The organism is Paenibacillus sp. P5_B5, from assembly GCF_056400365.1.
The window spans coordinates 61,715-88,010 of record NZ_JBFULK010000006.1 but is presented as its reverse complement, the minus strand read 5'-3'; the positions used below and the strand labels follow the sequence as shown (position 1 = coordinate 88,010).

The following is a 26,296-nucleotide window of genomic DNA, read 5'->3' as shown; positions in this document are numbered from 1 at the left end:
TAGAAAAGAAAATCGAAAAATCTGTCTCGGCCGTCCTTTGAACTTCCAGAATCGTCTCTAAACATAAAAAACCTTGAAAAACCAACACCCCCCATGTTATATTGTTTGGAAATATTTTCTGGGAGTTGGGTATATGAGCACTAATAATTTTGATCCGATTATGTTGTCAGTACCTGAGAGTTTTGAAAGTGAGCGTCTGCTGCTCCGGGCTCCATTATGGGGAGATGGCGAGGATGTAAATGCTGCGGTTATCGAAAGTATTGAGGAATTACGTCCATGGATGCCTTGGGCTCAAAACATTCCTGCAGTCGAAGAGACTGAAAAAAACATGCGACGAGCTCGAATCCAATTCTTGGAGCGTACTGATTTGAGGCTGCATTTATTCCACAAGGAGACTGGTCAATTAATTGGCTGCAGTGGTCTTCACCGGATCGATTGGAAATCGCGGAAGTTTGAAATTGGATATTGGGTGCGTACCTCTTGCAGCAAACAAGGATATATAACGGAAGCAGTGGATGCGATTACGAATTTTGCAATACAGGAATTACAAGCAAATCGTATTGAAATTCGTTGTGATTCGCGCAATATTCGAAGTGCACGTGTTGCGGAGCGTTCAGGTTTTGCTTTGGATGGAATTCTTCGCAAAGATACGTGTGAAGCTGATGGTTCGTTAAGTGATACAATGGTATTTTCTAAAGTTCGTGGTGTAGAGTTTTAAATATTTGCACAGCCACACGCAAAATCGCCCTGCTGACCTCTTTAAGCCGGCAGGGCGTCTGTCTTTGTGGAGTTTATGTATTTACGATCCCATTTCTAATAGCCATAGCTAATCCCTTTGGGTTTTCCCATGCCATAGAATGACCTGCGTTTTTGACAACCTCAATATGTAAACCATGTTCGGCCAATACTTGCATGTCGGGGTCCGGGAGCGAGTTTTCTCCGAAGATGAATGTTTTGGGGCAATTTAACGAGTAGAGGATGTCTCTCCAAGCAGGCGTTTCTCCCTCGACTGCAGATTTCGATAACTGGTAAATGGCTTTTGGGGACGATACGGAAACGCTGGCAGCCCACATCTCATTTAATGCTTTTTGATTTTCTTGAATGAGGTTCTGAAACCCTTGCACCATAAAATCCGCCATGCTGGATGCCGCAATAGCTTTGCTTATAAAGCCACCGCCACTGTCCAAATTTGCCTCGCTTAGAATGATCTTGGCAATACGATCCCTGCACCGATTCGCCAAAGAAAGTGCCACTGCACCACCAAGACTATGGCCAAATAGAATAAATTGATCCAGCCCCAGATAAGAGACAAAGTCCAATAGATAGTCAGCATGGTCGCCTACTGAATATCCAAAGTCATTCGGTTTATCGCTAAAGCCTGATCCAAGCAGATCGACAAGGATGCGCCTATGTCCGGATAGTTCTTCTTGCGCTGCAACCTGCGGATAGTCGAACGAACCTGCGCACCCTAACCCGTGTATAAAAAGGATCGACATACCTTCTCCAGGAAAATCGTGATAACGCAGACGAGCGTTTGTGTTCTTCAATCTAAATTCCTGCATTTCCTACACCTCACAAAACAAATATCGAACTTATGTTCCTATTATATCGGGTGAGTCTTAAAACTACAATATGATTCCCAAAATATGAAATCAAAATAAAAACAACCAGTTCATGATCATACTGGTCGTTTCGATCTCTATTGTTTAATTTTAAAAAAACTGCCTAATACTTTGAACCCATAATGGCAGTGGATCAACCTCGTATTTCAAAACACGTTGTTCTACATGTAACACAATTTCGCCAGTTGCTTTGCTATTGTCAATAACAATTAAATGATCAATAAGATGTATATTAGAATGCAAATTTTGCATTGATGTTGTATGTCTTCTTATAATGTCTTCTGAGGGGATATTGTGACCACCATTTCTAACCCGTGTTGCAACCCGATCAATATTTAATCGATAATCACCAAGTCCAACATAAAACATCGTCACTATAAAACCATTCGCCTTGGCATCACGCATTAGTCGTATTACATTACCGCCAGCCAATGTCGTTTCTACAGAAAAGTTACGATTATAGCGTATACAGTCCCTAGCAAGTAATATCGCTTCTTTTCCTGCAGATATCCTGTGACGGTCTGGATGTTCGGCATCAATCCCTCGGGCCAATGCATCTGGATCAATGTTAATACTTATGCCAAGTTGATCCACAATCAAATTACGAATTGTACTTTTTCCGCTGCCATTATTCCCTGCGAATACATACATCATTGCAGAGTGTTCATTCATGAGACACCCCTGGATCATTTATTGGTACGATCTCACCATTTGCATATTCTTTGACGATCTGACCTTTATCCGTCTTATATACAATGTAAGTTCCATTTGCTTTTGCATCCAGTCTTGCTCGATCTCCTGTGAGCTTGATTAATTTTTGTAAATCTTGAAAACGATCCATGATATTTCACCTTCCATCCCATATAAGATCTTGACGCCATTATAGCATACTTAATATGGAAAATATGAATTGAAGACTCACTTTTCACATTACGCCCTTTAACTGCTTCTTATCCAACTTCCCAATAGGCGTATACGGCATAGAATCAACAAAGGTAATTTCTTTCGGCATCTGAAATCTCGCAACTCTAGGGCGTAACCATTCCAGAAGTTCCTCTTGTGTCACGCTAGAATGGCTTGTTAGAAGGACAAATGCTTGCAATCGTTGCCCAAAATGCTCATCGCTAATCCCAATAATAGCAACATCCTCTACTTGAGGGTGTTTGAGGAGTATTTGCTCCAGTTCAATCGGGTAAACATTTACGCCGGCTGAGACAACCATATCGTCTACTCTGCCGCACAAATAATAATACCCATGCTGATCTCGGTAGCCCAGATCGCCTGTTTCGATCCAAACATCAGGACCATTTGTTTTGGACCACTTATTTTTGATACAAAATTGACCTACTTTACCGATCTCGACCTCATTGTTATGATCATCAACGATTTTTACCCTAACGCCATTTATTTTCTTGCCGATTGTAGTCGCTGCATTTTTCAAGTCTTGCGGTGTTGCGATCATATTCAAGCCAGCTTCCGAAGTGCCGTACAGATTGTATAAGAAGATACCGCCTAGCTTGCTGCGTGTCTCCTCTACAAGCTTCGGACTCAGTTCTGCGCTGCCTGAAGCAATGCAGGACAGAGATGTTAAATGATCCGCATTATGCTTCAACATTTTATGGATCATTAACGGCACTACAGTTACGACCTCGACTTGATGCTCGTGAATGAGATCACATGCTTTTGCTGCATCGAAGCCTTTGCGAATCACGATTTTTGCGCCCATTGCGATGAATAACAAGCATACAGCCACACCATAGCCGTGATAAATAGGCGTCGCAATATAAGCCATACGATAGTGTAAAAGATTCAGCCGAGTAATTAATGCGATAAAAGGGTTTATATAATTGAACATCGATGGTTGGTGCGCTGCTGCTTTGGATTTCCCTGTAGTCCCTCCCGTCAAAATGACGAGCTTACTCAATGAGGTTCGCTGTAGCTTGGGTCTGCCATTCATTTGAGTGGTCAGTAAGCTGCTTATTGCTGGTAAATGGTCATGATAGCTTAGAATTTTATCTTTTGTATAATTGGACTGCTCGATCAAAGAACTTATTTCACTATCATAGATGATTAATTGAAAATCATAGGAATCCACAAGGTTGTCCAATTGACTCTTGCTCATTTCAGCATTAAGCAAGTAGATATCGGCTCCAAGCCTCGATACAGCAAACATGGATTTCACCAAGGATGCATGATTTTTGCACAATAAACCTATTTTTTGACCGCTTCGAATGCCATATTGTTGTTGTAAAAGATATGCCAGCTTTTCTGATTGCGACAGCAATTCCTGATAGCTTAACGTTTCATGTTCATCAACTAACGCGACTCTATTGCCATGAGTTTTGGCTGCAAAGCCTAGCAGAGCCATTATATTAATGCCATATTTCCATACCGCAGAAATGAAGCGAACGAGTCCGAGAGGAGTAAGCAGTTTGATTTTGTAAAGTACATGCACCAAGTTCATGAAGTTCATCGTTATTTTCCCCTTTTTCGCAATCGTACCGGAGTCCATAACTCCCATATCCCTCTGAACAGGATGGAAGCCCACTGCCCAAAAATAATCCACCACGGCTTATAGATTCGTTTTCGTGTGTACATGGATTTACAAATGATTTGAGCAACATGTTTCGGGCTCATGGCTGGCAGGTCTTGATAAGCTGGTGTCGGCAGGATCATAGGTGTTTTGACTAAAGGAAGATAGATTGAAGTAGTGGAAATCCCCATCGCATTCAGCTCTGGCGCCGTAGAGCGAAACCAGGTGTCGAATGCGGACTTCGATGCTTGATAAGCAGCCCAATGGGGGATGGGCAATAATAGAACGTTAACCGTTGATACGTTGATGACATGACCCTGATTTTTCTGCAAAAGAGGAATGATTGCCAGCAACAATTGAACCGGTGCAAAATAATTAATCGCCATCGTCCGAGTAAAATCATGATAACGATCCAAGGAATCGTGAATCGAGCGCCTGATCGAAATACCAGCATTGCTTACGATATAATCCAATCCGTTAGGTAGCTGCTGAATAAAGGCGATCAGCCCTTCCATCTCGTCCTTATTCCGAAGATCCGCTCGGAAAACACTAACTCGGGCAGCTTTTAGTTCAATTTCACGCTTCATGGCTAGCAGCTTGTCCTCTGTTCGAGCCACTAAAATGAGATGCACATTCAGATCCGCCAGCAAATAAGCTAACTGCTCCCCAATCCCCGAACTTGCTCCAGTTATTAGAATCGTCTTTCCTTCTAATTGGCTTCTAAGCTTCTTCTCATTGATAGACGTAGGTGGAAATAATAACTTTTCGCGAAAATTATAGGTATGCATGTGGAACTCCTTCCGACCCAGAGCATGAAGCAAATCCAGATTCATTCGGTCTCCTATTCTCTATCAACATACCATATTCCTAACCCAATTTGTGGAATTATCGTTATAATAGAAGTACAACAATCAAGGAAAGTCGGTGTAATTACAATGGCAAAGTCGAAGTTTGTAGATTCTGATACGAAGGATGCAATCGAAGAATACCTGAAAGGTGTCAATCATCAAACCGCTGCACAATGGGCATTAGACTGCGCTTGATTATATACCTAAACAAAAAGAAATAGACCGCCCCTGGTCAAGGTTTGCGGTCTGTCCGTAAAACTTCCGTCTAGCCACCGTTCTTAAAGCGGCTATTGTATACAGAGGCTTGTGCAGCAACACAGCCTCTGTTCTTATTTTAATTATAATACTGGGAAATTATACATGCAATATCTCAAAGAAAAAGTGTAAGAGTTCTCGGAACCCCTTGTAATGATTCGAATTAGTGAAACAGCAGCCTCTCCCAAAATCCTCCAATGGACTAACTGACTTCGACAATTCACTAACTATTACTCTACTCCTCCATTTCATCCTTGAACACTAACCCTAACAGCTTGGCAAATGCAGCCGCTTGGCTGGAATCAATTACGCATCCAGCGAGCAGGTTTGGAGATGCCATCAGTCGATCGAAGGTACAGGTGCTTAAATCCATGCCTTTGAGATCAACATTCACCAGATTCGCCTGGTTTAATGGACAACGATCGAATACGACGTGCTGAAATTTGGCCTCATAGTAATCAGCCTGATTGAGTGAGCATTCCTGAAACTTCATGTGGCTGCAGTCTGCAAACCGATAATTGGAATAATCCGCAAAGCACTCCAGCAATTGAATGTTTTTCAGCATGGCGCCAGTGAAATTTGTTCCTAATAGCTTGCAATTTCGCATTTCCACGCGGTGGATGACGGCATTGGTAAAATCAACATTCGACAGATCACATTTATCAAAAATAACATCCGTAAACTCCGCATTAAAGAATGACGTATTCGTAAAAGTAACATTCGAGAATACGACGCAATCTATTCTGCCTTTATCCATAACCAAGTCTTCAATATGTGAATCGTGAATCGAGACCCTAGCCAGTTCGCGCTCTTCAAGCACGTTCTCCAAATCCCATTTAAGAGGCTCAAATACACGCGGCAGCTTAGGCGCCTGGATTTTCACTTTAGCGGCCAACATCAGCACATCCTTTACAGAGAATCAATTACCTACAACTTCTTCTTTTTTTGGCATTCGGCTTTTTCGATATTCTGAGCAACTCTAAATTCTACTATTCTGCGTATTAAATCATATGGCAGCGGCTTATCAATAGGAAATTGTACGGATCCTTTAGCCGATTTATACGGGGACAACTCATGTTGAAATGTAGCAATTCCGCTTGGAGTCGGATAAAATCCGATATGCTTTGTGAATGCGGCAAAATGCACCAGATTTCCATGCAAATCAAAAGTAGGCATCTGATAACTGATCTTCTCCTTTGCATCTGGCGCCGACTCCTTAATAACTCTTCTTAACGTTTGAAGAATTTCCTGCACCTCAGGTGAAAATTGTGAAATATATTCATCAATTGACTGATAAGTGATTTTCTCCATGATTTCTCCTTTCATGGGTCCAATTAGTAGTATTTTCCTAAATATACTCTAATCAGTTAGAAGCTACAATTAAACAAAAAGAAATAGACCGCCCCCGGCAAGGTGTGCGGTCAACCCGTAAAACTTCCGTATAGCCACCGCTCTTAAAGCGGCTGCTAATACTTCTATTCAAATTTTATCAGATTATACTCTTGGAGTGAATACAACAAATCTTTTTCCATTATTTCATTAAAATCCATTCCAATAAAACGGTTTTCAATTGCACGGAAATCCAGAATAGAGATACTATCGGAAAAAATCTTCAATTCTTTTACAAGCCCATGTTCAACCTCGAAAAAGGCCTGAATATTGCCTGATGGAGTCCTTTTCTCAATAAACGCATTATACTTAGGACTCTCCCCATAAATCCATCTATCATCCATATATTTCTTAGTAAAGGCAGGCGATTTCTCTTGTCGGCTATACTTTACCAAGAAGGAATTTTCACCGTAAATTTCCTTAAAGCTGTCAATCATCGCTTCAGAAAGGCTGGAAATTGAGATTTCATTGTTTAGTTCCTTCAAATTGACGACCCGGCTTTTGACTGAGGTGATTCCTTTGGATTCCAGCTTGAGCTTGGATGGCTTCAGCACTTTTGCAAGCATAGTCAGGTCCACGTCGACCATCATTGTCCCATGATGAAATGCATTCCCGTCTTCTTCGTAGAAGGCATGACCAGAAAACTTTAAACCTTCATGTGTCAAATCGTTCCTGCCCGACAGATCAACTTGAAGTCCAAAACGTTCGACAGCTTTCTGGATTACTGCGATTTGTTTAGTCAAATTTTCTTGTGACTTTCGGAATACAAAAGTAAAGTTTAGATTACCAAGATCATGGTAGACTGCTCCCCCACCCGAAATTCGTCTGGCCAATTTACCGCCATTAAGCCCCAGTTGCTCCAGATCACACTCCATATAAGGATTCTGATTTCTACCGATAACGACTGTTTTGTCATTCTGCCAAAGGTATAGTGTCACTTCATCCAGCCGTGCGTTTCTAAGCAGTTCCTCTTCAAGAGCCAGATTAAAATAAGGATCGTTTTCCTGAGATAGGACGATTTTATTCATGGAAATGAAGTGCTCCAATACCTAAGCCTAATGCTGCTTCGTGAATAGCTTCACCGGTCGTCGGATGAGCGAAAATGGTATGAACAATTTCTTCCTCTGAGATCTCATTATTGATAATTACAGTAAGTGTACTGATCAAAGCGGAAGCTTCGGGACCGATAATGGAAGCACCGACGATTTTACCGTTGTCCATATTCTTGATTAATTTGATGAACCCTTTTCCTTCTCTCATGGTCAATGCTTTTCCATTTGCCTGGAAAGGGAATTTACTGATCTTGATTTGCATCTTTTGACGTATCGCCTGTTCTTCCGTCAGTCCAACGGATGCAATTTCAGGGGAAGTGAAGATAACGTTTGGTACCATATCGTAATTTAAAGTCGAAGGTGTTCCTAATATATGGTCTATTGCTGCTGTTCCTTCGTGGGAAGCAACATGAGCCAGCTGGATTCGATTGGTGACATCGCCAATAGCATAAATATGATCTGCAGATGTTTGCAAATATTCGTTAACGGCAATCCCTTTTCCGTTCTCATTTAGCTTAACGCCAGCTTTATCGATATCCAATCCTTCCAAGTTTGGTTCTCTTCCAATGGCAACCAGAACTTTCTCACTTGTCATAAACATCTCTTTATCATTTTTTTCAAAAATAACGACTGCGTTGCCATTCTGATCTTTTTCGATTCTGGTTACTCGGGCTCCAGTATGAACGCCAATCCCACGTTCGACAGCTATTTGTTTGATTTCTTCAGAAACGTCCTCATCCACCATAGTCAAAAGCCGATCACAATATTCAATTACGTTAACCTGGATACCGAAGTTAGAGTAGATAAAGGCAAATTCCATACCGATTACACCGCCGCCAATAATGGTGATCGATTTAAAATTCTCCTTTTGTTGCAGTGCCAATGTACTGTTCCAGACAAAATCATGTTCTATACCTGGCAGTTTAATTTCAGCAATTTTGGAACCGGTAGCAATTAGCGTATTGGTCGCTTGAATGGTATATTCGTCTTTCCCGTTCTTGACCAGAACCTGCTTGCTGTCTAAAAAGGATGCATTCCCTTTGATCACTCTCACTCCGTTTTTCTCCATCAGGTAGCCGATTCCCGAAACAAGCGTATCTTTGATTTTATCTTTTTGTTCGATGACCTTAGCCATTTCCACTTGAATATGATCAACTGATATTCCGAATTCTCCTGCATTCTTAATGTTATGGAATACTTCTGAAGATCGGATTAGGGCTTTGGTAGGGATACAGCCCACGTTTAGGCAGGTTCCACCAAGTAGCTGTTTCTCCACAATAACGGTCTTTAAGCCATGTTTCGCCGCATAAATAGCAGCAACATATCCTCCGGGTCCTGCACCGATAACTAGAAGATCGGCCTCCACATGTTCCTTCTTACCATGAACCAGTCCGGCAAAATAATCTAATTTGGGTTTGGCAGCTTCGTTCTGATTGGTGGTCATTGTAAACAGCACATGTCCAATCCCAATTTCCTGACCTTCTGAAACCATAATCTCATCGATTTTACCCGTGTATTTGGATTTGAAAGGGGTGTTTCCCTTTTTACTTTCTAACTGCAATAGTTGTTGTCCAATTTCAACTTTTTCTCCAACTGATACATTTATTTTTCCTATTTTCGATTTAGAGTCATGTCCGGTGAGTTGTTCGAATTTAATTTCCAAAAGAGATACCCCCTTTAGTTTTTCTAAGTGTGATCCAAGAGGCCTGCTTATTAAAGCAGGCCTCCCTGTTCAGAAACGCTACTTATATAATCGTTATTTAAAGTCTTTTTCAAATTCGTCAACAGAGTCCTTAAGAAGGGTAACAGAGTAGGCCATGCTCGGACCTCCGCCAAACGCTACTGCCACCATCGCTGATTCGATAATTTGCTCTCGTGTTGCGCCAGCTTCAAGAGCTTTGTAAACGTGAAAAACGATACAGTACTCGCAACGGTTGTAAGCGGCAATTGCAACACTAATCAGTTCTTTGGTTTTTGTATCGACAGCTCCCTCTGAGTAGGTGGTTCCTAACAAATTCATAAACGCGTTTACGTGTTCACCGTTGGTTTCAGACAAAGTAGCCAGTCCGTTTGTGAAATCATTCAACATTTGTCTAACATCTTTTTTCATCTTTATCTCTCCTCTTATTTGTGAAATAATTCACGTAGTTTCTTAAAAATTTACTTTACACTGCAATTGTTGCTATGTAAAGTATATAGATATAAATTAACACTTAACTCGAATAATGTCAATTAATTTAGTGATTTTTCGATAAATTCCGAAGCATTTTGTCGAGTACTTCTTTAAAAATAAATAATTCCTCCTGTGATATGTCTTGAATAGCGTCATTATGAAAAGTTTGACCAAGAGGGAGCAGTTCTGCTCTCAGTGCTTCACCTAGCGGTGTTAAACGAATTCTGGTAATCCTTCTGTCTGTAGCGTCGCTAATTCTCAAACATAAATTCTCTTTTTCCATGCGATCCATAAGCCTGGCAATTGACGATTCCTGCACATTCATTTTTTGGGACAATTCCTTTTGGATAATTCCATCTTGTTCTCCAATGAAATAAAGAGCCATCCACTGTACTCGGGTAACACCAACATCCTCTAATCTAGTTTTAAATTCATCATTTATTTTTTTGGAAGCCGTATTCGTAATAAAACCGATGCAATCGTTCAGATCAAACATACAATTCTCCTTTGAATAAATTATAGTCTCAGTATAACTTATTTTTCTCCCTCTTGTCTCAATGAAACAACGATAAGAGGGCTTAATCAGCCCCCTTATTTATACTCATTTATAGCATTTAATTATAAGACATCCATACTGTACTTCCCACAACCTCAAAACCTTGCTTGTACCAAAAATTCTTTGTTTTTTCTAATGAATAGACATACATCTTCTTGTTCGGGTATTTCTCTTTTAGCCATGTAATGAAGGAAGCTGCATAACCTTTACGTTCAAAGTCTTTAAATACATCCAAAGCTTCTATAAAAATAAAATCTTGTTTGTTTTTGACATCAATATAGAAGTCCTTTTCTAGATATTTCTCATCAGGGCTAAAATAATCTTGTTCCGCTTTGTGAATTAATTGTTTCCCGCTCTTGAATTCCCAGAACACACCGAACCCAACCATAGCATCCTCGGCTTCAATGATATAAATATGCTCAGGTAATTCCGAGCTATCCTTCATGCTTAGTTCCCGTCCATGATAACTAGGTACAATTTCCCCTAATAGTTGTTGCATTTCTTGATCAAATGGTTGTGCAGTAATTGTAGGCATTGTCGATCTCCTTTATGTTAGTTATAGCGTGTATTATCTCCAAAGAAAAAGAAGCAAGGTGTTATTTCGTTCCCTACTTCTCATAAGTTTATTGTATGTGGTCTAATGTCCTTCAATCTATTATCCTTCAGTCATTAAGACTAACTGATTACTCTCCAGCCGTCAATCTATGTTGCCGGTTTATGAAGCAGCGCATAGGTGGTGTTTATGTCATTGATAGCAGTGATCTCGAGAAGTTATCTCAATTTCACCTTCAACTTTAATAAATATACTGGCAAATATGCTGCTATTAACATTGGGATAATTAGCTTTATTGGGAATATCATGATGAACAGAAATATAACGACTAATGGCTTTCTAAGTACTGCACTTGTGAGTGCAGTAGTGACAATCGTAATGGATGTTACCGGATCTATTGGAAACAACAAGGCAATTGCATATCCAATACTTACCCCTGCGAAAATAATAGGAAAAATATGTCCTCCGCGCCAACCAGTACTCAAACAAAATTCTGTCAAGAATAACTTTACAATACCTAATGTCAGTAATAAATAAATAGACATTTGGGGCCACTGTTCTGCTAATTCGGTTAGCTCATGCTCCCCTGAAAACATAGTAAGAGGAAGAATGGTTCCTATTAATCCTAGTACTAATCCACCGATAACAGCTCTTATTACTTTATAATTTTCTAGAGGCTTGAGTATTTTATGAAAAATATGTCCCGAAGACTCATATAATTTTGCAATCAATATTCCTATAAGTATAAGTGGGATTAGGGCTATGATTTCATTTCCACCGAATGTTGCTGGACCAAAATCAGCTATAGAAAATTGTCTGTTATCTATTTTGGATAAAAGTATAAATACACCAAAACCTGCAAGAGTAGTTATTGAATATACAAGAGTCTTTATCGACTTTATACGTTTTGAATCTTTTCGATCTTCAAAGAATGTATTAGCTCCATATAGTGGTGCTCTAAAAATCATGCCTACTGTAGCCTCTACACTATACTCTATTATGATATCTCCATATTCATTTTCTACAGATTTTTTCTTAACCGTAGATTTGAGAACATCTCCTACCCATGTAGAAAGACCTCCTATAATGCCCACTAAAGCCGCCTCGGGACCGAGACTAGCTCCAAAAGAAAGGACACAAAGTGAAGCTATTGCGCTCTTATATACTGACTTATAATCAATTCTTTTGGTTTCCTTGAATTCTGCTGCTACAACATCCATAGTACGCGGGTAATTGCCAAAGTACTTTTGACATAACCCTACCAAAATACCACCAACTAAACACACGATTAGGGTCCAGTTTTCAACATCAACTACATCAGGTAAATAATCCCATAAAAAGTGAGTCGTTAAAGAAATTACAGAAAGAAAAGTCCATGTTAAAAGCCCTGTAATTCCTCCTAAAATGATGCTATATAGAATTAAATTACCAAATTTCGAAAATTTCATCCTCTTTTATGTACCCTCCATTCTTTAGAAGCTCCCTCAAAATTTTATATATTTGGTTTAAGGTAAATTTTATTTACTACTTTTTATCAAGTATGTGTGTTTACTTTCATTTTATACGAAAACAGCAATTATTTGAGTATAACAAAGGCAGCACTAAAAAACTACTCGGAATTGACCTTTCTACTGGTATAGATAAAAAGAAGACCAGAGCAGCGGCTCTGAATCTAGGCAAGTGTACAATCATTTGGTTATTCACCTACGTAATATATACAGGAAAAACGAAGGAGTTTGAAATAAAGAAGTTGATCGCAACTTATCCCATTTATAAGGAGTGAAATCAAATGGCATTTATGCCAATGCCGGAATCTCAAGGATCAACCAGACAGACACTGCCTCCTCCCCCTAATTATATCCCAGAAAAACCTGAAGTATCTTATATCATTGACTGCGTATTTGAATACACTTATGTCTGGCTATGGAATGGGGAAAATTTCTGGTTCTATCCAACGCGGGTTGAGTATGGTGTAGTTACAGGTTTCCGATGGACTGGAGCATTCTGGATATTCTATGGAATTGATCCAAGACTCATTAATGCAGTTTCATGTCCGCCAATTCCTACACTATACTAAAATAAGAGGGGCAGCGGCCCCTCTTTGCTATTTCAGAAGGATGGTAGTCATTGATACAACAATGACCCCATCCTTCTTACGTTATTTTTAGTTTCTGATTCAGATTGTCTACAATGAATACCACTTTTGCAACATTGCGCATAAATTTACTGTTGACATTAGACATGATGGAAATTAAAATAATAAAAGTAATTGATAATAATTATCAATATCAATTAAGTGAATTTGTAGAAGAGGTGGGTACATATAATGCATTTATCAAAGTTATTTAAATCTGTATTGGCTGTTTCGGTACTGACGATTGGCCTAGCAGGTTGTGGATCAAATCAAAGTGACTCAGCAGGAGAAACAGCAGCTCCAAAACCGAAAACAACTGAAAATCATGAAGTAAATGTTTATACAGCAAGACATTATGAAGTTGATAATGATATTTATAAGAAATTTACTGAAGACACAGGCATTAAAGTTAATGTTGTCAAAGGAGAAGCGGAAGAACTTATTGAGAGATTAAAGCGCGAAGGGGAAAGTACACAAGCTGATCTATTTATTACAGTAGATGGTGGAGTCCTTGCAAACGCAAAGCAAAATGATATCTTGCAACCCGTTACTTCAGATATTATTGATAAAAACGTACCCAAAAATCTTCGTGATGTCGATAATAACTGGATTGGATTGGCAACAAGAGCACGTATAATCGCCTATTCGAAAGACAGAGTTTCACCTAAGGAATTGTCTACTTACGAGGATTTAACAAGTGATAAATGGAAAGGGAAAGTGTTAGTTCGTTCATCAACAAGCTTATATAACCAATCCCTACTTGCTTCCTTTATTGAATTAAACGGTGAAAAACAAACAGAACAATGGGCCAAAGGAATGGTAAACAATTTTGCTCGCCAGCCGGATGGCGGTGACCGTGACCAAGCCAAAGCCATTGCTGCAGGTACTGGTGATGTTGCCATTATGAACACCTATTATGTTGGACTGCTTGCAAATTCTAAAGATCCTGAAGAAGTAAAAGTTGCTAATAATATCGGAGTCTTCTTCCCGAACCAAGAAACAAATGGTACTCATGTGAATATCAGCGGAATTGGGTTGACGAAGCACAGCAAGAATAAAGAAAATGCGATTAAACTTATTGAGTATATGACTGATGTTAAAGCTCAAGAGTACTTGTCAGCAAATAATTATGAATTTCCAGTAAATCCTAATGCCGCTAAACCAGAATTGCTTAAGAGCTGGGGCGACTTCAAAATGCAAGAATTAAATTTTGATACTTTAGGGGAGCACAATAAAAAGGCGATCGAAATCTTTAATAAAACAGGCTGGAAGTAATATGAAGGCACAGTTCATTAAACGTAATCTTAAAAAAGAGTTTAACGGTTGGTGGATGATTAGTTTAGTTGGGGCAGTAGTTATTCTACTGCCTATCCTTTTTGTATTCTCTTCCATATTCCAAGAACCTAATGAAAACTGGCTTCACATTCGTCAGTACTTGCTGACAAATTATGTTACAAACACCGTCATACTTGTGGTTCTGACTGGTATTCTTACAGCCTTTTTGGGTGTAACCTTGGCGTGGCTGATTGCGGCGTATGATTTTCCGCTTAAACGTTTTTTTCGTTGGGGGTTAATGCTGCCACTATCGATCCCGACCTTTATAGCTGCTTATACTTATCGAACCATGCTAGGCTATACTGGAGTGGTTCAAACAACGTTAAGGAATCATTTTAATCATCAGGTTAACTCAGAACTATTAACAATTTCAGGAATAAGTGGAGCTGTGTTTATTTTTACTTTATTCCTATTTCCGTATGTGTACATGATTACAAGAGCTTTTCTTGAAAGCCAAAGTACATCCTATATAGAGAATGCAAGACTGTTAGGACGAAAGCCACTAGCTGTATTTTTTAAAGTAGTACTTCCTCTTTCAAGGCCTGCTATTGTAGGAGGTATCGTATTAGTAATCTATGAAGTGCTGGGTGACTATGGAGTTACCAGCTATTTTGGCATTCACACCATCTCAACAGCTATTTTTCAAACATGGTTCGGGATGTACGATGTAGATTCAGCAATGAGACTTGCTGCTTGGTTGATGGTTATCATCGTTGGAATGTTCTTTATTGAGAGACTGCTTAGACAGCGGCGGCGTTATCATTTAAGTAATAAATCGAGGCCGCTTGTACCTGTGAAGTTGACAGGGATTGCTGGGACTGCCGCCTTTATGTATTGCGGAGTTGTGTTTCTGTTAGGGTTTCTCATTCCGTTCATTCAGTTGATTGCTTGGGCAAAAATGACGTTTCACGAAGTTTGGGACTCTTCATTTTTTACATTGTTTTATCAAACCGTCTATGTTGCAGTAATTTCTACTTTAATTATTCTTATTTTTTCTGTTATAGTCGCTAACGTTTGCCGATCTCATACATCATTTTCTTTCATCCTATCGAAGTGCGTGACCTTAGGCTATTCGATTCCTGGTCCAATTATTGCAATTGGTGTACTGGCTATGTTCATTTCGTTAGATAAATGGCTTGCTCCGTTATACTCTGCGATGGGACTAGGTAAAGCACCTCTCATTTTAAGTATGTCTTTAATCATGTTAATCGTTGGCTATTTTATTCGTTATATGGCTACCGGATTTAATGCTATTGAAGTGGGCTTTGAGAAAACGGGGACCAAATATATGGAAGCTTCGAGAATGCTCGGACTAGGTGTAACAAAAACATTCTTTAAAGTGGATCTTCCTTTAATTAAAGGGTCTTTAATTAGTGGCTTTATATTAACGTTTGTTGAAATATGCAAGGAACTGCCACTAGCTTTGTTGCTCCGACCTTTTAATTTTGAAACGTTAGCAACAAAGACGTATCAATATGCAAATGATGAGCAAATATATGAGGCTTCTATTTCATCACTTCTAATAATTGCAATTAGTATTATATCTATAATCATTGTACAGATGATAGGTAAGAGGGTGAAACAATGAGTATTGTCGAAATTCAAGGTCTTACTTTTTCATTTTCTCGTAAAGAGAAGCCAGTGATTAACGATTTTTCGTTTACTATGGAAAAGGGTGAAATTGTCGGTATTTTAGGGCCAAGCGGAAGTGGCAAAAGTACATTACTCCGTCTAATTTCAGGCCTCGAAATGCCGAAGAACGGAACCATTACAATTGCGGGTACTACCGTTGTAAGTGAAGATGTATTTATTCAACCAGAGATTAGAGGAGTTGGAATGGTGTTTCAAGACTATGCCCTATTTCCTCATATGACGGTAAAGGATAATATTCTTTTTGGTTTATCACGTCTACCTAGAAAGCAGCGAAAATCGCGTTTAGATGAGATGCTGGAGCTTGTCCACATGGAGAACTTTGGTGAAAGGTATCCCCATGAATTAAGTGGAGGACAGCAGCAAAGAATTGCGCTTGCTAGAGCGCTTGCCCCAAAGCCGAATGTGTTGTTAATGGACGAACCATTTAGCAACTTGGACGCAAATTTAAAAGAGTCAATCCGAGAGGAACTTGGAGTGATTCTGAAGAAAGCCAACATGACTTGTATTATGGTCACACATGATCGAAATGATGTTGAGGCAATCTGTGATCATAGTATCGTACTCAGGTAAAAGGCAGATAGATACGATAGAACACATTAGCGCCCCATGTATGGGCGTTTTTTGGCTTTGGCATGTTTGTAGAAGCAAGAAGAAACGGCTTCACCGTCTCTTAAATAGATCGGGCAAGACGGAATCCAAGGTCGTCTATGCAAAATGTCGGATGGCTGCGACGACGGCACGAAGCCCCACAACCCCTGGCCTCTTCAGCCCAGCTGCCTCCTCGAAAAATTCGATAGGAGCCGTACACTTGTTCATCATATAAATCAAAGCACCACTCCCAAACATTCCCTAACATATCATACAGACCCCATGCATTCGGTTCTTTTCTTCCTACTTCATGGATTTTGCCTCCTGAATTTTCATTATACCAGGCAATCTGATCAAGCTCTCCGTATGTATAACCAGTAGTCCCTGCCTTACAAGCATATTGCCACTCTGCTTCTGAAGGAAGTCGATATCCGTCTGATTCCCAATCACAAATAATGTTATCACCATCATTACTGATTGAATAACACTCTTTCAGTCCAGCTTTCTGTGAAAGCAGATTACACAAAGAAATGGCATCATTCCAAGAAATATTCACAACCGGTTGTAAATCTCCGTCAAAAGAATAAGGTGATTTATTTGTAATGGCATCGTATAAACCCATAGTTACAGGATACGGGGCAAGAAGAAACGGTTTTATCTCAGCTTTCCATTTGCTCTTTATTCTATCGTCTCTTAATTCTATTTCTCCCCCTGGAATTTGTACCATTGGATAGTCAATGTAGTTCTTTATTTCATTTGACAATCTACCTTCCTCCTAACGATTTTCGTTTAACAAATTTTACCTTGTTTAGGGCCGTTTAATCAACACAAAAGAAAGAAGCTCAAGCCATGAACCAGCTTAAGCTTCAAATCCAACTCTAATATGCTATTCTTTTAGAACCGGCTAGATTACTCCTCCATCGCTCTAATGGATTCAGCAACCTTCACCATCATGGAACATTCGACCCTCTTGCGGAAGATGTCACAGCTGAAGTCGTAGGTTCCGTCCAGGGAACCAGTCGCGTGCAGCGCATTGGCAGGACAGCCACCGCTGCAGTAAAGTTTCGCCCAGCAGTCCTTGCATTCCGGCTTCGAGTAGCAGTTACTCTCTTTAAATTGGCATTGCAACTCAGATTTTGTGATTCCATCCCAGATGTTTCCCATGCTGTACTCTTCATCCCCGACAAACTGGTGGCAAGGGAAAAGTTCGCCCCAAGGCGTGACAGCGAGATATTCGGTTCCTGAACCACAGCCGCTGATTCTCTTCTGGATGCATGGGCCTTCCGATAGGTCAAGCATGTAATGATAAAAGGTAAATCCCTTACCTTGTTCACCGCGCTCGATCATTTCCTTGGCGAGAATTTCGTATTGGTTATAAATCTCCGGGAGGTCCTCCTCGGTAAGTGCATAGGGTTCCTGCGGATCACAGATGACCGGTTCCATCGAGATCTTGTCAAAACCCAGGTCTGCGATATGAAATATATCATTAGTGAAATCGACATTGTTACGCGTGTAGGTTCCTCGTACATAGTATTCTTGGTCTCCGCGCTTTTGGACGAATTCCTGGAATTTCGGAACAATATGATCGTAACTGCCTTTTCCGGTAACCGTTTTGCGGAGTCGGTCATGAACATCTTTTCTTCCATCCAGGCTTAATACGACATTGTACATTTCCTGATTTAAAAACTCGGTTACTTCATCATTCAGCAGCATACCGTTCGTCGTGAAGGTGAAGCGGAACTTTTTCTTGTACTCTTGTTCTTTGCTTCTTGCATAAGCTACGATCTGTTTAACCACTTTCCAGGCCATAAGCGGTTCCCCGCCGAAAAAGTCGATATCTAGGTTGCGGTGATGACCCGAATTCTCCAGCAGGTAATCTATAGCTCCTTGTCCAACCTCATAGCTCATAATCGCTCGATCTCCGTTGTATTTCCCCTGGCTAGCGAAGCAATACTCGCATGACAGATTGCAGGTATGCGCGACATTGAGACAAAGCGCCTTGACATAAGTTTTTTTATTTTTCAAATCAATGGAGAGGTTCTCATATTCATCCTCAGTAAAAAGCTGACCATCATTCTTAAGCTCCTCGATATCCGCGATGGTTTCTCGAATGTCGCTCTCGGAGATGCCGGAATCATGTTTATATTTATCCAACATCGTTGTCACGATTTCTTCGATAGAAGTTTTCTCATAAATCTCAATGATTTCATATGCTAGGTCATCGACAACATGCACCGAGCCACTATAGGTATCGAGTACAATGTTGTAACCGTTTAGTTTATATTGATGAATCATACTTGCTAATCAAGCTCCTTTTACCCACAAGTAGAAACGTGCTTGCCGTCCTATAGAGGCGGCATCCGTTTCTTAAAAATAGCCGCCCAACTGCAGAGCAATGGGCGGTAGAATTCCGAATCCTATCTGTTCAATGCATTTTCACACTTCTGGTTTGCAACTCCGCAGGAAGTTTTACAAGCGGACTGGCAAGATGTCTGGCATGCGCCGCATCCGCCGTGTTTTGCGGTATCCATTAGTTTGCGGGTACTGAGTGTTACGATTCTTTTCATCATAAATAACTCCTTTTGCAATTTCTTGTGAATAATTTCACTTTTATTTCCATATACCATTGTAGCAACACCTCGCATGTACGACTATGATTCATGTCACCTAGCAGTCAAATAGGAGTCAGCATATGATCGATGACAGCTGTCCAGCAGTGAGGATGACCATGGCATAAACAGCCCCAGTACCTTCAGATCATGGAGAACCGAAAGACGTGGTAATTGTAAATAATGGTAATTATTTCTTTTTAAGAATAATGTGAAATAATTCACAACAATTAGACCGATGATATATTAAAATAAATTTTGCCTAAAGAAGCTAAAGCGTTTGGCTCTTTATGTAATCGAAATAAAGATACAGAAAAGTGGAGGGTTTAACATGAAAAAGAAAGTAACAGCAACGCTTACTCTCGTTCTCTCTTTCATGCTCGTGATCTCGGGATGCGGTAGCGCAAGCAATAACCAAGACCAAAGTCAGGGCAATGCCAAAAAAGAAGAGACCAAAGGAACGGAAGCCGTTTCGGGAGCGTCTCAAGCCCAATATACACCGTACGATCAACTAAAAGATAAATATGATATCATCATTGTCGGTGCAGGCGGCGCCGGTATGTCTGCTGCACTTGAGGCAAAAGAAAAAGGCATGAACCCGGTTATTTTTGAAAAAATGCCGGTTGCCGGAGGGAATACATCCAAATCATCTTCGGGAATGAATGCTTCTGAAACCAAGTTCCAAAAAGAGCAAGGTATTCAAGACAGCAATGATTTATTTTATGAAGAGACCTTAAAAGGCGGTCATGGTACAAACGACAAAGACATGCTTCGTTTCTTCGTTGACAATTCTGCAAGTTCGATCGATTGGCTGGATTCCATGGGAATTCGGTTGAACAATATCACGATTACTGGCGGTATGAACGAAAAACGCACACACCGTCCTGAAGATGGCTCAGCAGTAGGACAATACCTTGTTAACGGTTTGACGAAAAATGTACATGAACAAGGAATTCCGCTTTTTGTTAATGCCAACGTGACGGATATTACACAAAAAGATGGCAAAGTAAATGGCGTCAAAGTCACCTTTAACCAAAAAGACGAGAAAAATATTGCAGCGAATGCCGTCGTCGTGACAACCGGTGGTTTCGGCGCCAATATGGACATGATTTCCGAAGTTAGACCTGATTTGAAAGGGTTAGTAACAACAAACCAAAAAGGCAGCACCGGTGACGGCATTATGATGGTTGAAAAACTCGATGGTACAACGGTCGATATGGATCAAATCCAAGTTCACCCAACCGTGCAGCAAGAGAAATCCTATCTCATTGGTGAAGCTGTTCGCGGAGAAGGAGGACTCCTCGTTGCTAGTGACGGCAAACGTTTCGTAAACGAACTGGATACTCGTGACAATGTCACCGCCGCTATCAATAAACTTCCTGAAAAATCGGCTTATCTTGTATTTGATTCCGGCGTAAAATCCCGTGTTAAAGCAATCGAGCAATACGAAAAAATGGGTTTTGTCATTAAAGGGGATTCGATCGAAGCTTTAGCCAAAGAAATGGGTGTTCCTGCAGATCAGCTAAAAACCACGCTAGATACATGGAACAGCGCAGTAAAGAATAAAAAGGATGCCGAGTTCGGCAGAAAAACAGGGATGGACAAAGACTTGTCCGGCGCACCATACTATGCAATCAAAATCGCCCCAGGGATTCATTACACCATGGGTGGCGTAAAAATCAACACAAACACAGAAGTTCTAAATAAAGACGGTAAGCCTATTCCAGGACTGTTTGCAGCAGGCGAAGTTACAGGCGGCTTGCATGGTCAAAACCGCATCGGCGGCAACTCCGTTGGGGAGATCATTGTTTTCGGTCGCCAAGCCGGTCTAAAATCAGCTGAATTCGTAAAAGCACAATAAGATATCAGCTTTCTATATGCAAACAACAAACGCTTGGGCTCTGATGAGTCCAAGCGTTTGTTGTTTTAATTAATTACAATAATAATTCCATGGCTATACGTTCTTTATCCGCAATCTCAAGCAAAAGCTTGGAAACCTGGTTCAGCTCCTGGTGGTTTTCCGTTCTTCCTACATGGTCGATCAAAGAAGAGACGCTGATCCACATTGGTGCGATTTCCGTAAACAGCAAGTATGCCTGTTCTACTTTTGGGTCTCCAAACAGATTCACGCATTCTTGTAGAAAATCTCGATATAGATTTCGAAACAATGCGCCGCCAGTTCCCGCTCTTTCCATTAATAATGCCGTCAAGCATAGATCTTGCTCAAAATTCTTACTGCGAGAAGGCCACTTCAGGATTTCACTGCTCATTTTTATAATGCCTTTATTCCCTATGTTGCGAATGGGCGGATTCAAATAGTTCTGTGCATTCTGGGTTAAGGATGATCGAATAGCGGGCATAAGCGGGGGGAGAGTACCGATCGGCTCAAGCGTAAAGGAACGATTCCTGGAGCTCATAGGCCCCTTTGCGTTTCTAGCCATTGCCAAATGGACCAAACGCGTCGTCACAAGTCCACCCTGTTGTCTTGTATCCGCCAAGTAGGCGTATTCGTCATCCATGCCATATATTACCGCATAGTGGGCGGCAAAGTGCACTTTGTTCGTGAAATAATCCAAATAATAGGAGTCCAATTTAAGCCCAACCGGAATTCCGTGTTCTATGAAGCTCCGTACGTTCTGCCAAGCTTTTTCAACAGACGAAGTTTCTTGCGTCCTGATGGTTAAGTTGAGCCGGGATGCTATGCAAGCAGACAATTCATCCGGTTTCACCCTTCCCCCAATAAAAGGAAAACCCATCCCCTTCGAATCCCAATAAATGAATCCTAACCCTTGACCAAGTCCGAATAACATCGGTTCCGATAGCCGAACTCCCGCAAAATGAAGCAAGTTGCCCATTGTTGTCGTCTCGCAATGTTCCCCTTGAAAAGGAACGAATCCTTCAATGATTGTGGACATGTTCTTCCATCTCCTCCAACAATTCGTTGATTAGATCGGCGACGAACGCTTGCTCACTCTGAATAAGTTATTTATTCTCATAACGTACTAAGCCGTAGTTCATAAAAATACTGCACAATTGGATGCTTTAACTTCATCTTCTCGGTCATGTTTAAAATTCGCTTTTTTCCAACTCGTCTGTCCACCAAAGCTAGAATATTCAATAGGATATCATTGCTCTCTATGCTTTCCTCTATAGAAATGGATAGAAACTTATTAGCTACAACGATAAAATTTGATTTACTTAATGATGACTGTGCTGACAAAAGCTCCTTTGCATATTCTGATATTTTTCTACTTCTTGCAATTACTTGTAGACGATCCTCCGGAACTATCCCCTTGGTATCTTTTCTGACCGCTTCAATTTCTTCATTGTTGATAGGAATTTGGATATCTGAATCATTCTTAATTTCGAGCTCGGTCTGATACCATCTGATTAAGGTAGTACTATCATTCATATTGAGTACATTCTTTTTATCTACTGCAATATAACATTGTCCTGCTTTATCAGGTAAATAACGGTAGCTGGTTGCACGGTATTCGACCCTTCCATATAACGCAGGACAGAGAAAACTCTCCAGTTGTTGCTTCATTTTGCTCCAGGACATGTAATCCTCCTATGTTCTATATTATAAATAGTTATTGAGGCAGTCGTTCTGTTATCCATAATACAATATCCAACACATTGATCATAATAAATGGTTACCATTCAACATTTTGCCTATACTGGTGTCGTAAATAAATTCAACTTCTTTCATTGTAATAGCAACTATGTTCAATTTAAAGAAAAATGGCAGAACAGAACTTGAAATAAAGTTCTACACTGCCAGATAGTATGGAAAGATTGATCCCATAAGTTAATGTTTCATATCTTTTACTTGTTCACTTTGAAGTTCAATTCCGGATATTTAGCAACTAATGCTTTGAGCGCAGAGTCGTCCTTTCCTTTTAAATACTGGTCGAAAAAGGCAACACTGAATTCGTTCACGATACGGTGGTCCCGCCGCGTGTCTGAGCCGCCTAACCCTAGTAATGGAGAGAATAGCGCAAGATCAGAGTAGCTTGCATGCTTTGAACCAGGAATAAGTATGGATAAACCGCCGCCTGCCAATGCATTGCCTGATTTTAGCATATATTCTTTCCTGGGAGCTTCAAACTCCTCTCGGCTTCCCACCCCTCTCTGTTTCGGAATATCATCGTAAGAGGTCATTACCTTATTATATGTCTCTTCTGAATACATCATAAAAAAAGGCTTTCCCAATCCTTTTTCGGAAACCGGCGAACCATAAAACCCACCGTCCATACTTAAGGCTGCCTTCACACGTGAATCGTTCTTCATCATTTGCACTGTAACGGCTCCCCCGAACGAATGTCCGAGCATCCCGATTCGTTCAAGATCGATTTTGTCGGTAAAGCGACCTTTAGAATCGTTCCTGTTGAGCTTCTCCACTTGATTGAGCACAAAGGTAGCATCGTCGACCCAAAGTGGTATATGCTCATCGTACTTGGCCATAGAAGTCAGGTTAGTGCCGACTTTGCTCATGGCTACGCGTCCGTCAGCATACACGGTGGCAGCAGCTTCATAAGCATAATCGATGCCCAAAACGATATAGCCATGGCTTGCAAGTTCCTCCACCTGGTACATATTTTGATTGCGATAGCCGTTCATCCCATGAGAAAAAATCAATACGGGATAACGACTCTCCAAGTCCGAAAGCTTGGCTTCCAGTAAAGAATGTGTTTTGACCAGCCCCAGATGGCTGAACGTGAAAGCTGGAAGTTCCAGCATTTTTGATGATATAGCTACAGTCATTTTCGACGCGTTTTGGAGATAAGGACTCTGCTTTTCCGTGCCTCCTTTGGCGGCTGGATACCAAACTTGCACCATCAGCTCACGTCGGGCGTCTGGATTATCGGAATACTTTTCTTGCCGCTGTTCATCCACCCAGTGATAAACTGTCGATCCCACCGCATAAGGCCCAGTCGGTTTCACAAACGAGAATACCGGCAACATCGCCGGAAGTACAGACGAGACTAACAAAAATAAGGTCAGCAGCACCACTTGAACCGAGACCGTAACCCGGCTTCTGCCACCCTCCTTCCGCTTGCCTAAGAAGAAATAAGCCGTCAAAACCAATGGAGTCAAGTAAGCCGGAACCATCTGCCAACGCCCGCCCTCCACTGCAATTTGTACCATAACCAAACCGAAGGCGATCATCAAAGGGAAGACAGATCCCTGGCCGCCCTTCCTATTCTCGATAATTGCCCAGTACAACAGACCAAAATTGATCGCGATCACAATTACTTCCAACATCCTCATCTCGATCTCACCCCCTATTAACTAGTTTCATCTTATCCTGAACTTCTGAAAATAAAGTTGGGGGAATAATGAATTTATTCTGAAGTATGCCAAACAACGCCAAACTATTTCATAGCAATTAACTATTAACTCTTTAGGATAGTTCATAAAAGAAAAGCCTGCTTTCTCAGCAGACCTTGTTGTAACATTTACCTTTTAATGTCCCTCTCAATATATCCTTACCACGCACTCCACATTGGTGAAACTATAGACAAGCCGTTCTATCGTCATAGCACAGTAAGTATTTGGGGTCCATTATCTGTAATCGCAACGGTATGTTCATACTGTACGCATATGGAGTGATCAATTGTTCGGGCAGTCCAGCCGTCACTTTCAACATAAGCACGCCAACCGCCTAGCGTAAGCATAGGCTCAATAGCAAGAACCATACCCTTCTTCAATCGCACTCCCTGTTCCTTATTACCATAATGAGGGACAGCCGGTTCCTCCCACAATTCTTTCCCCACCGCATGACCAGTAAATTCTTTAACATTCCCGTATCCGAAATGCTTTGCATACGTATCTATCGCATAACCGATATCACCAATCCGATTTCCAACCACTGCCTGTTCAATGCCAAGCATTAAGCTTTGATGACATACCTCCATCAGCTTTTCAATTTCCTGAGAAACGCTTCCTACCGCATAGGTCCATGCCGAGTCCCCATGGTAACCATTGTAAAAAGCACCAATATCAATGGTTACCACATCTCCATCAAGCAAAGGGTTCGAGTCAGGAAAACCGTGACAAATCACATCATTCTTGGCAACACAGATGGAAGCCGTAAAGCCATTATGTCCCTTGAAACTGGGAGTCGCTCCTCGTGAGCGTATCCGCTCCTCAATTAGTTGATCAATCGCTAGTGTTGTTATCCCCGGCTTAATTGTTTCTGCTAAGAATGCATGACACTCTGCAACAATACGTCCTGCTTCCCTCATTAGCTTGATTTCTTCATCAGATTTCAGAATAATCATTTAACCGTCTCCTCTTTGTCCATATTTCTAAGAAGATAATTAAACCGATTGCGGCATTTGAAATTGCAAAACTTAGTTACTTGAGCTCGTTGATAAGGAATAAACCAACTGTCACATTGTATACATTTTTGCAAATCCAGCTGTTTCTTCTCCATCGCCTCAAGTAAACTTATAATCGACTCCATATACATTCGCTTCAATTCATCGGGGTCATCTACAAATTCCGTATGAAAAAGGATTTGTTGCTGCTCTTCTTTTTTTCGCTCATTAATTGGCATATCAACAGATAAATTCTCTATCCTTGGAACAATGCTTACTTTCAGTCGAACGGCTTGGTACCGTTCAAAAAGGCTATTAATTCTTTGTACCATCACTACACTAATCTCTATCTTAGCCTGAACGGATTCAGCAAGATCCAGTAGCAGTTCTTGCAGTTCTTGTTCCAAGCTTCCTCTCTCTACATGATGCTCATTAAGTTTATTTATCACAGTTAAGAAATAGTTCTCACGAGATAAGGTAGGACTCATGGAAAGGACGCTCCTTACTTGTATTAACAAAAATTAAACGGATTGAATCACTCAATCCATTTATACCACTTGAAAATTAAAAGGTCAAACTTTTTTACATATAGCTTGATCACTGACATCTGATGTCCGGTAAGGTCGAGCATTGCAATAAAAAACAGTCCAATTCTAAAAGCATTTGCTTT

At 40.7% G+C, this 26,296-nt stretch carries 28 protein-coding genes; 7 read left to right on the top strand and 21 right to left on the bottom strand.

The genetic code is table 11. The features are described from left to right. The first annotated feature begins 133 nt into the window (after nucleotides 1-133). Nucleotides 134-718, top strand: coding sequence for a GNAT family N-acetyltransferase (locus AC1DOK_RS10355; protein ID WP_477554195.1), 585 nt, complete (start codon nucleotides 134-136; stop codon nucleotides 716-718). A gap of 73 nt (nucleotides 719-791) precedes the next feature. Here AC1DOK_RS10355 and AC1DOK_RS10350 read toward each other — a convergent pair whose 3' ends face one another. The 5 genes from AC1DOK_RS10350 to AC1DOK_RS10330 all read right to left on the bottom strand — a co-directional run bounded on the left by AC1DOK_RS10350 (nucleotide 792) and on the right by AC1DOK_RS10330 (nucleotide 4,943). Continuing rightward, entirely contained in the window at nucleotides 792-1,562 is a 771-nt protein-coding gene (locus tag AC1DOK_RS10350; protein ID WP_477554194.1) for an alpha/beta fold hydrolase, read from the bottom strand. A gap of 150 nt (nucleotides 1,563-1,712) precedes the next feature. After that, nucleotides 1,713-2,294, bottom strand: a complete 582-nt coding sequence (locus AC1DOK_RS10345; protein ID WP_477554193.1) for an ATPase — start codon at nucleotides 2,292-2,294, stop codon at nucleotides 1,713-1,715. Further along, a complete protein-coding gene (locus tag AC1DOK_RS10340) occupies nucleotides 2,287-2,463 on the bottom strand; it encodes a hypothetical protein (RefSeq protein ID WP_477554192.1) in 177 nt (58 codons plus the stop codon). Before AC1DOK_RS10340 ends, AC1DOK_RS10345 begins: the two co-directional genes overlap by 8 nt. Nucleotides 2,464-2,547: 84 nt before the next feature. Beyond that, a complete protein-coding gene (locus AC1DOK_RS10335; protein WP_477554191.1) occupies nucleotides 2,548-4,095 on the bottom strand; it encodes an AMP-binding protein in 1,548 nt (515 codons plus the stop codon). 2 nt (nucleotides 4,096-4,097) lie between these two features. Beyond that, entirely contained in the window at nucleotides 4,098-4,943 is an 846-nt protein-coding gene (locus tag AC1DOK_RS10330; protein WP_477554190.1) for an SDR family NAD(P)-dependent oxidoreductase, read from the bottom strand. Between the two features lie 24 nt (nucleotides 4,944-4,967). Here AC1DOK_RS10330 and AC1DOK_RS10325 point away from each other — a divergent pair, with 24 nt between their 5' ends. Continuing rightward, complete coding sequence (locus AC1DOK_RS10325) at nucleotides 4,968-5,198, top strand: hypothetical protein (protein ID WP_477554189.1); 231 nt, start codon at nucleotides 4,968-4,970, stop codon at nucleotides 5,196-5,198. Nucleotides 5,199-5,493: 295 nt separating this feature from the next. Here the strand turns inward: AC1DOK_RS10325 and AC1DOK_RS10320 are convergent, their stop codons facing one another. The 8 genes from AC1DOK_RS10320 to AC1DOK_RS10285 all read right to left on the bottom strand — a co-directional run bounded on the left by AC1DOK_RS10320 (nucleotide 5,494) and on the right by AC1DOK_RS10285 (nucleotide 12,429). Then, nucleotides 5,494-6,153, bottom strand: coding sequence for a pentapeptide repeat-containing protein (locus AC1DOK_RS10320; protein WP_477554188.1), 660 nt, complete (start codon nucleotides 6,151-6,153; stop codon nucleotides 5,494-5,496). Nucleotides 6,154-6,185: 32 nt separating this feature from the next. Further along, a complete protein-coding gene (locus tag AC1DOK_RS10315; RefSeq protein ID WP_477554187.1) occupies nucleotides 6,186-6,569 on the bottom strand; it encodes an iron chaperone in 384 nt (127 codons plus the stop codon). Between the two features lie 164 nt (nucleotides 6,570-6,733). Beyond that, nucleotides 6,734-7,675, bottom strand: a complete 942-nt coding sequence (locus AC1DOK_RS10310; RefSeq protein WP_477554186.1) for a lipoate--protein ligase — start codon at nucleotides 7,673-7,675, stop codon at nucleotides 6,734-6,736. After that, complete coding sequence (gene lpdA / locus AC1DOK_RS10305) at nucleotides 7,668-9,362, bottom strand: dihydrolipoyl dehydrogenase (RefSeq protein WP_477554185.1); 1,695 nt, start codon at nucleotides 9,360-9,362, stop codon at nucleotides 7,668-7,670. The genes AC1DOK_RS10310 and lpdA overlap by 8 nt, the downstream gene beginning before the upstream one ends. Before the next feature lie 93 nt (nucleotides 9,363-9,455). Beyond that, on the bottom strand, nucleotides 9,456-9,809 hold the full coding sequence (locus tag AC1DOK_RS10300) for a carboxymuconolactone decarboxylase family protein (RefSeq protein WP_477554184.1): 354 nt from the start codon (nucleotides 9,807-9,809) through the stop codon (nucleotides 9,456-9,458). 127 nt (nucleotides 9,810-9,936) lie between these two features. Then, the gene (locus AC1DOK_RS10295; RefSeq protein ID WP_477554183.1) at nucleotides 9,937-10,368 is read right to left on the bottom strand and encodes a MarR family winged helix-turn-helix transcriptional regulator; all 432 of its coding nucleotides are present in this window, start codon (nucleotides 10,366-10,368) and stop codon (nucleotides 9,937-9,939) included. Between the two features lie 118 nt (nucleotides 10,369-10,486). Next, nucleotides 10,487-10,963, bottom strand: coding sequence for a GNAT family protein (locus AC1DOK_RS10290; RefSeq protein WP_477554182.1), 477 nt, complete (start codon nucleotides 10,961-10,963; stop codon nucleotides 10,487-10,489). Nucleotides 10,964-11,199: 236 nt separating this feature from the next. Continuing rightward, entirely contained in the window at nucleotides 11,200-12,429 is a 1,230-nt protein-coding gene (locus AC1DOK_RS10285) for a chloride channel protein (protein WP_477554181.1), read from the bottom strand. A 341-nt stretch (nucleotides 12,430-12,770) separates the two neighbouring features. Between AC1DOK_RS10285 and AC1DOK_RS10280 the strand changes: the two genes are divergently transcribed. The 4 genes from AC1DOK_RS10280 (at nucleotide 12,771) to AC1DOK_RS10265 (ending at nucleotide 16,673) form a co-directional block, all read left to right on the top strand. Then, nucleotides 12,771-13,058: a transporter gene (locus AC1DOK_RS10280; RefSeq protein WP_477554180.1), complete on the top strand. Its 288-nt coding sequence runs from the start codon at nucleotides 12,771-12,773 to the stop codon at nucleotides 13,056-13,058. A 249-nt stretch (nucleotides 13,059-13,307) separates the two neighbouring features. Then, entirely contained in the window at nucleotides 13,308-14,390 is a 1,083-nt protein-coding gene (locus AC1DOK_RS10275) for a Fe(3+) ABC transporter substrate-binding protein (protein ID WP_477554179.1), read from the top strand. A 1-nt stretch (nucleotide 14,391) separates the two neighbouring features. Then, nucleotides 14,392-16,038: an ABC transporter permease gene (locus AC1DOK_RS10270; protein ID WP_477554178.1), complete on the top strand. Its 1,647-nt coding sequence runs from the start codon at nucleotides 14,392-14,394 to the stop codon at nucleotides 16,036-16,038. Next, on the top strand, nucleotides 16,035-16,673 hold the full coding sequence (locus tag AC1DOK_RS10265) for an ABC transporter ATP-binding protein (RefSeq protein WP_477554177.1): 639 nt from the start codon (nucleotides 16,035-16,037) through the stop codon (nucleotides 16,671-16,673). Before AC1DOK_RS10270 ends, AC1DOK_RS10265 begins: the two co-directional genes overlap by 4 nt. Before the next feature lie 100 nt (nucleotides 16,674-16,773). Here the strand turns inward: AC1DOK_RS10265 and AC1DOK_RS10260 are convergent, their stop codons facing one another. The 3 genes from AC1DOK_RS10260 to scfA form a co-directional block, all read right to left on the bottom strand. After that, nucleotides 16,774-17,418, bottom strand: coding sequence for a formylglycine-generating enzyme family protein (locus AC1DOK_RS10260; RefSeq protein WP_477554345.1), 645 nt, complete (start codon nucleotides 17,416-17,418; stop codon nucleotides 16,774-16,776). Nucleotides 17,419-17,600: 182 nt separating this feature from the next. Then, a complete protein-coding gene (gene scfB / locus AC1DOK_RS10255; protein WP_477554176.1) occupies nucleotides 17,601-18,986 on the bottom strand; it encodes a thioether cross-link-forming SCIFF peptide maturase in 1,386 nt (461 codons plus the stop codon). Nucleotides 18,987-19,108: 122 nt separating this feature from the next. Then, nucleotides 19,109-19,258 carry a six-cysteine ranthipeptide SCIFF gene (gene scfA, locus AC1DOK_RS10250; RefSeq protein ID WP_477554344.1) on the bottom strand — a complete coding sequence of 50 codons (150 nt, stop codon included), beginning with the start codon at nucleotides 19,256-19,258 and terminating at the stop codon, nucleotides 19,109-19,111. Between the two features lie 373 nt (nucleotides 19,259-19,631). Between scfA and AC1DOK_RS10245 the strand changes: the two genes are divergently transcribed. Beyond that, a complete protein-coding gene (locus tag AC1DOK_RS10245) occupies nucleotides 19,632-21,161 on the top strand; it encodes a flavocytochrome c (RefSeq protein ID WP_477554175.1) in 1,530 nt (509 codons plus the stop codon). Nucleotides 21,162-21,234: 73 nt separating this feature from the next. Here the strand turns inward: AC1DOK_RS10245 and AC1DOK_RS10240 are convergent, their stop codons facing one another. The 5 genes from AC1DOK_RS10240 to AC1DOK_RS10220 all read right to left on the bottom strand — a co-directional run bounded on the left by AC1DOK_RS10240 (nucleotide 21,235) and on the right by AC1DOK_RS10220 (nucleotide 26,114). Next, nucleotides 21,235-22,215, bottom strand: coding sequence for a BtrH N-terminal domain-containing protein (locus AC1DOK_RS10240; RefSeq protein ID WP_477554174.1), 981 nt, complete (start codon nucleotides 22,213-22,215; stop codon nucleotides 21,235-21,237). A gap of 77 nt (nucleotides 22,216-22,292) precedes the next feature. Beyond that, the gene (locus AC1DOK_RS10235; RefSeq protein ID WP_477554173.1) at nucleotides 22,293-22,862 is read right to left on the bottom strand and encodes an SF0329 family protein; all 570 of its coding nucleotides are present in this window, start codon (nucleotides 22,860-22,862) and stop codon (nucleotides 22,293-22,295) included. Nucleotides 22,863-23,128: 266 nt separating this feature from the next. Beyond that, complete coding sequence (locus AC1DOK_RS10230; protein ID WP_477554172.1) at nucleotides 23,129-24,574, bottom strand: alpha/beta hydrolase family protein; 1,446 nt, start codon at nucleotides 24,572-24,574, stop codon at nucleotides 23,129-23,131. Nucleotides 24,575-24,840: 266 nt separating this feature from the next. Then, on the bottom strand, nucleotides 24,841-25,587 hold the full coding sequence (gene map, locus AC1DOK_RS10225; protein WP_477554171.1) for a type I methionyl aminopeptidase: 747 nt from the start codon (nucleotides 25,585-25,587) through the stop codon (nucleotides 24,841-24,843). Continuing rightward, the gene (locus AC1DOK_RS10220) at nucleotides 25,584-26,114 is read right to left on the bottom strand and encodes a hypothetical protein (protein ID WP_477554170.1); all 531 of its coding nucleotides are present in this window, start codon (nucleotides 26,112-26,114) and stop codon (nucleotides 25,584-25,586) included. Before AC1DOK_RS10220 ends, map begins: the two co-directional genes overlap by 4 nt. Between the last annotated feature and the right edge of the window lie 182 nt (nucleotides 26,115-26,296).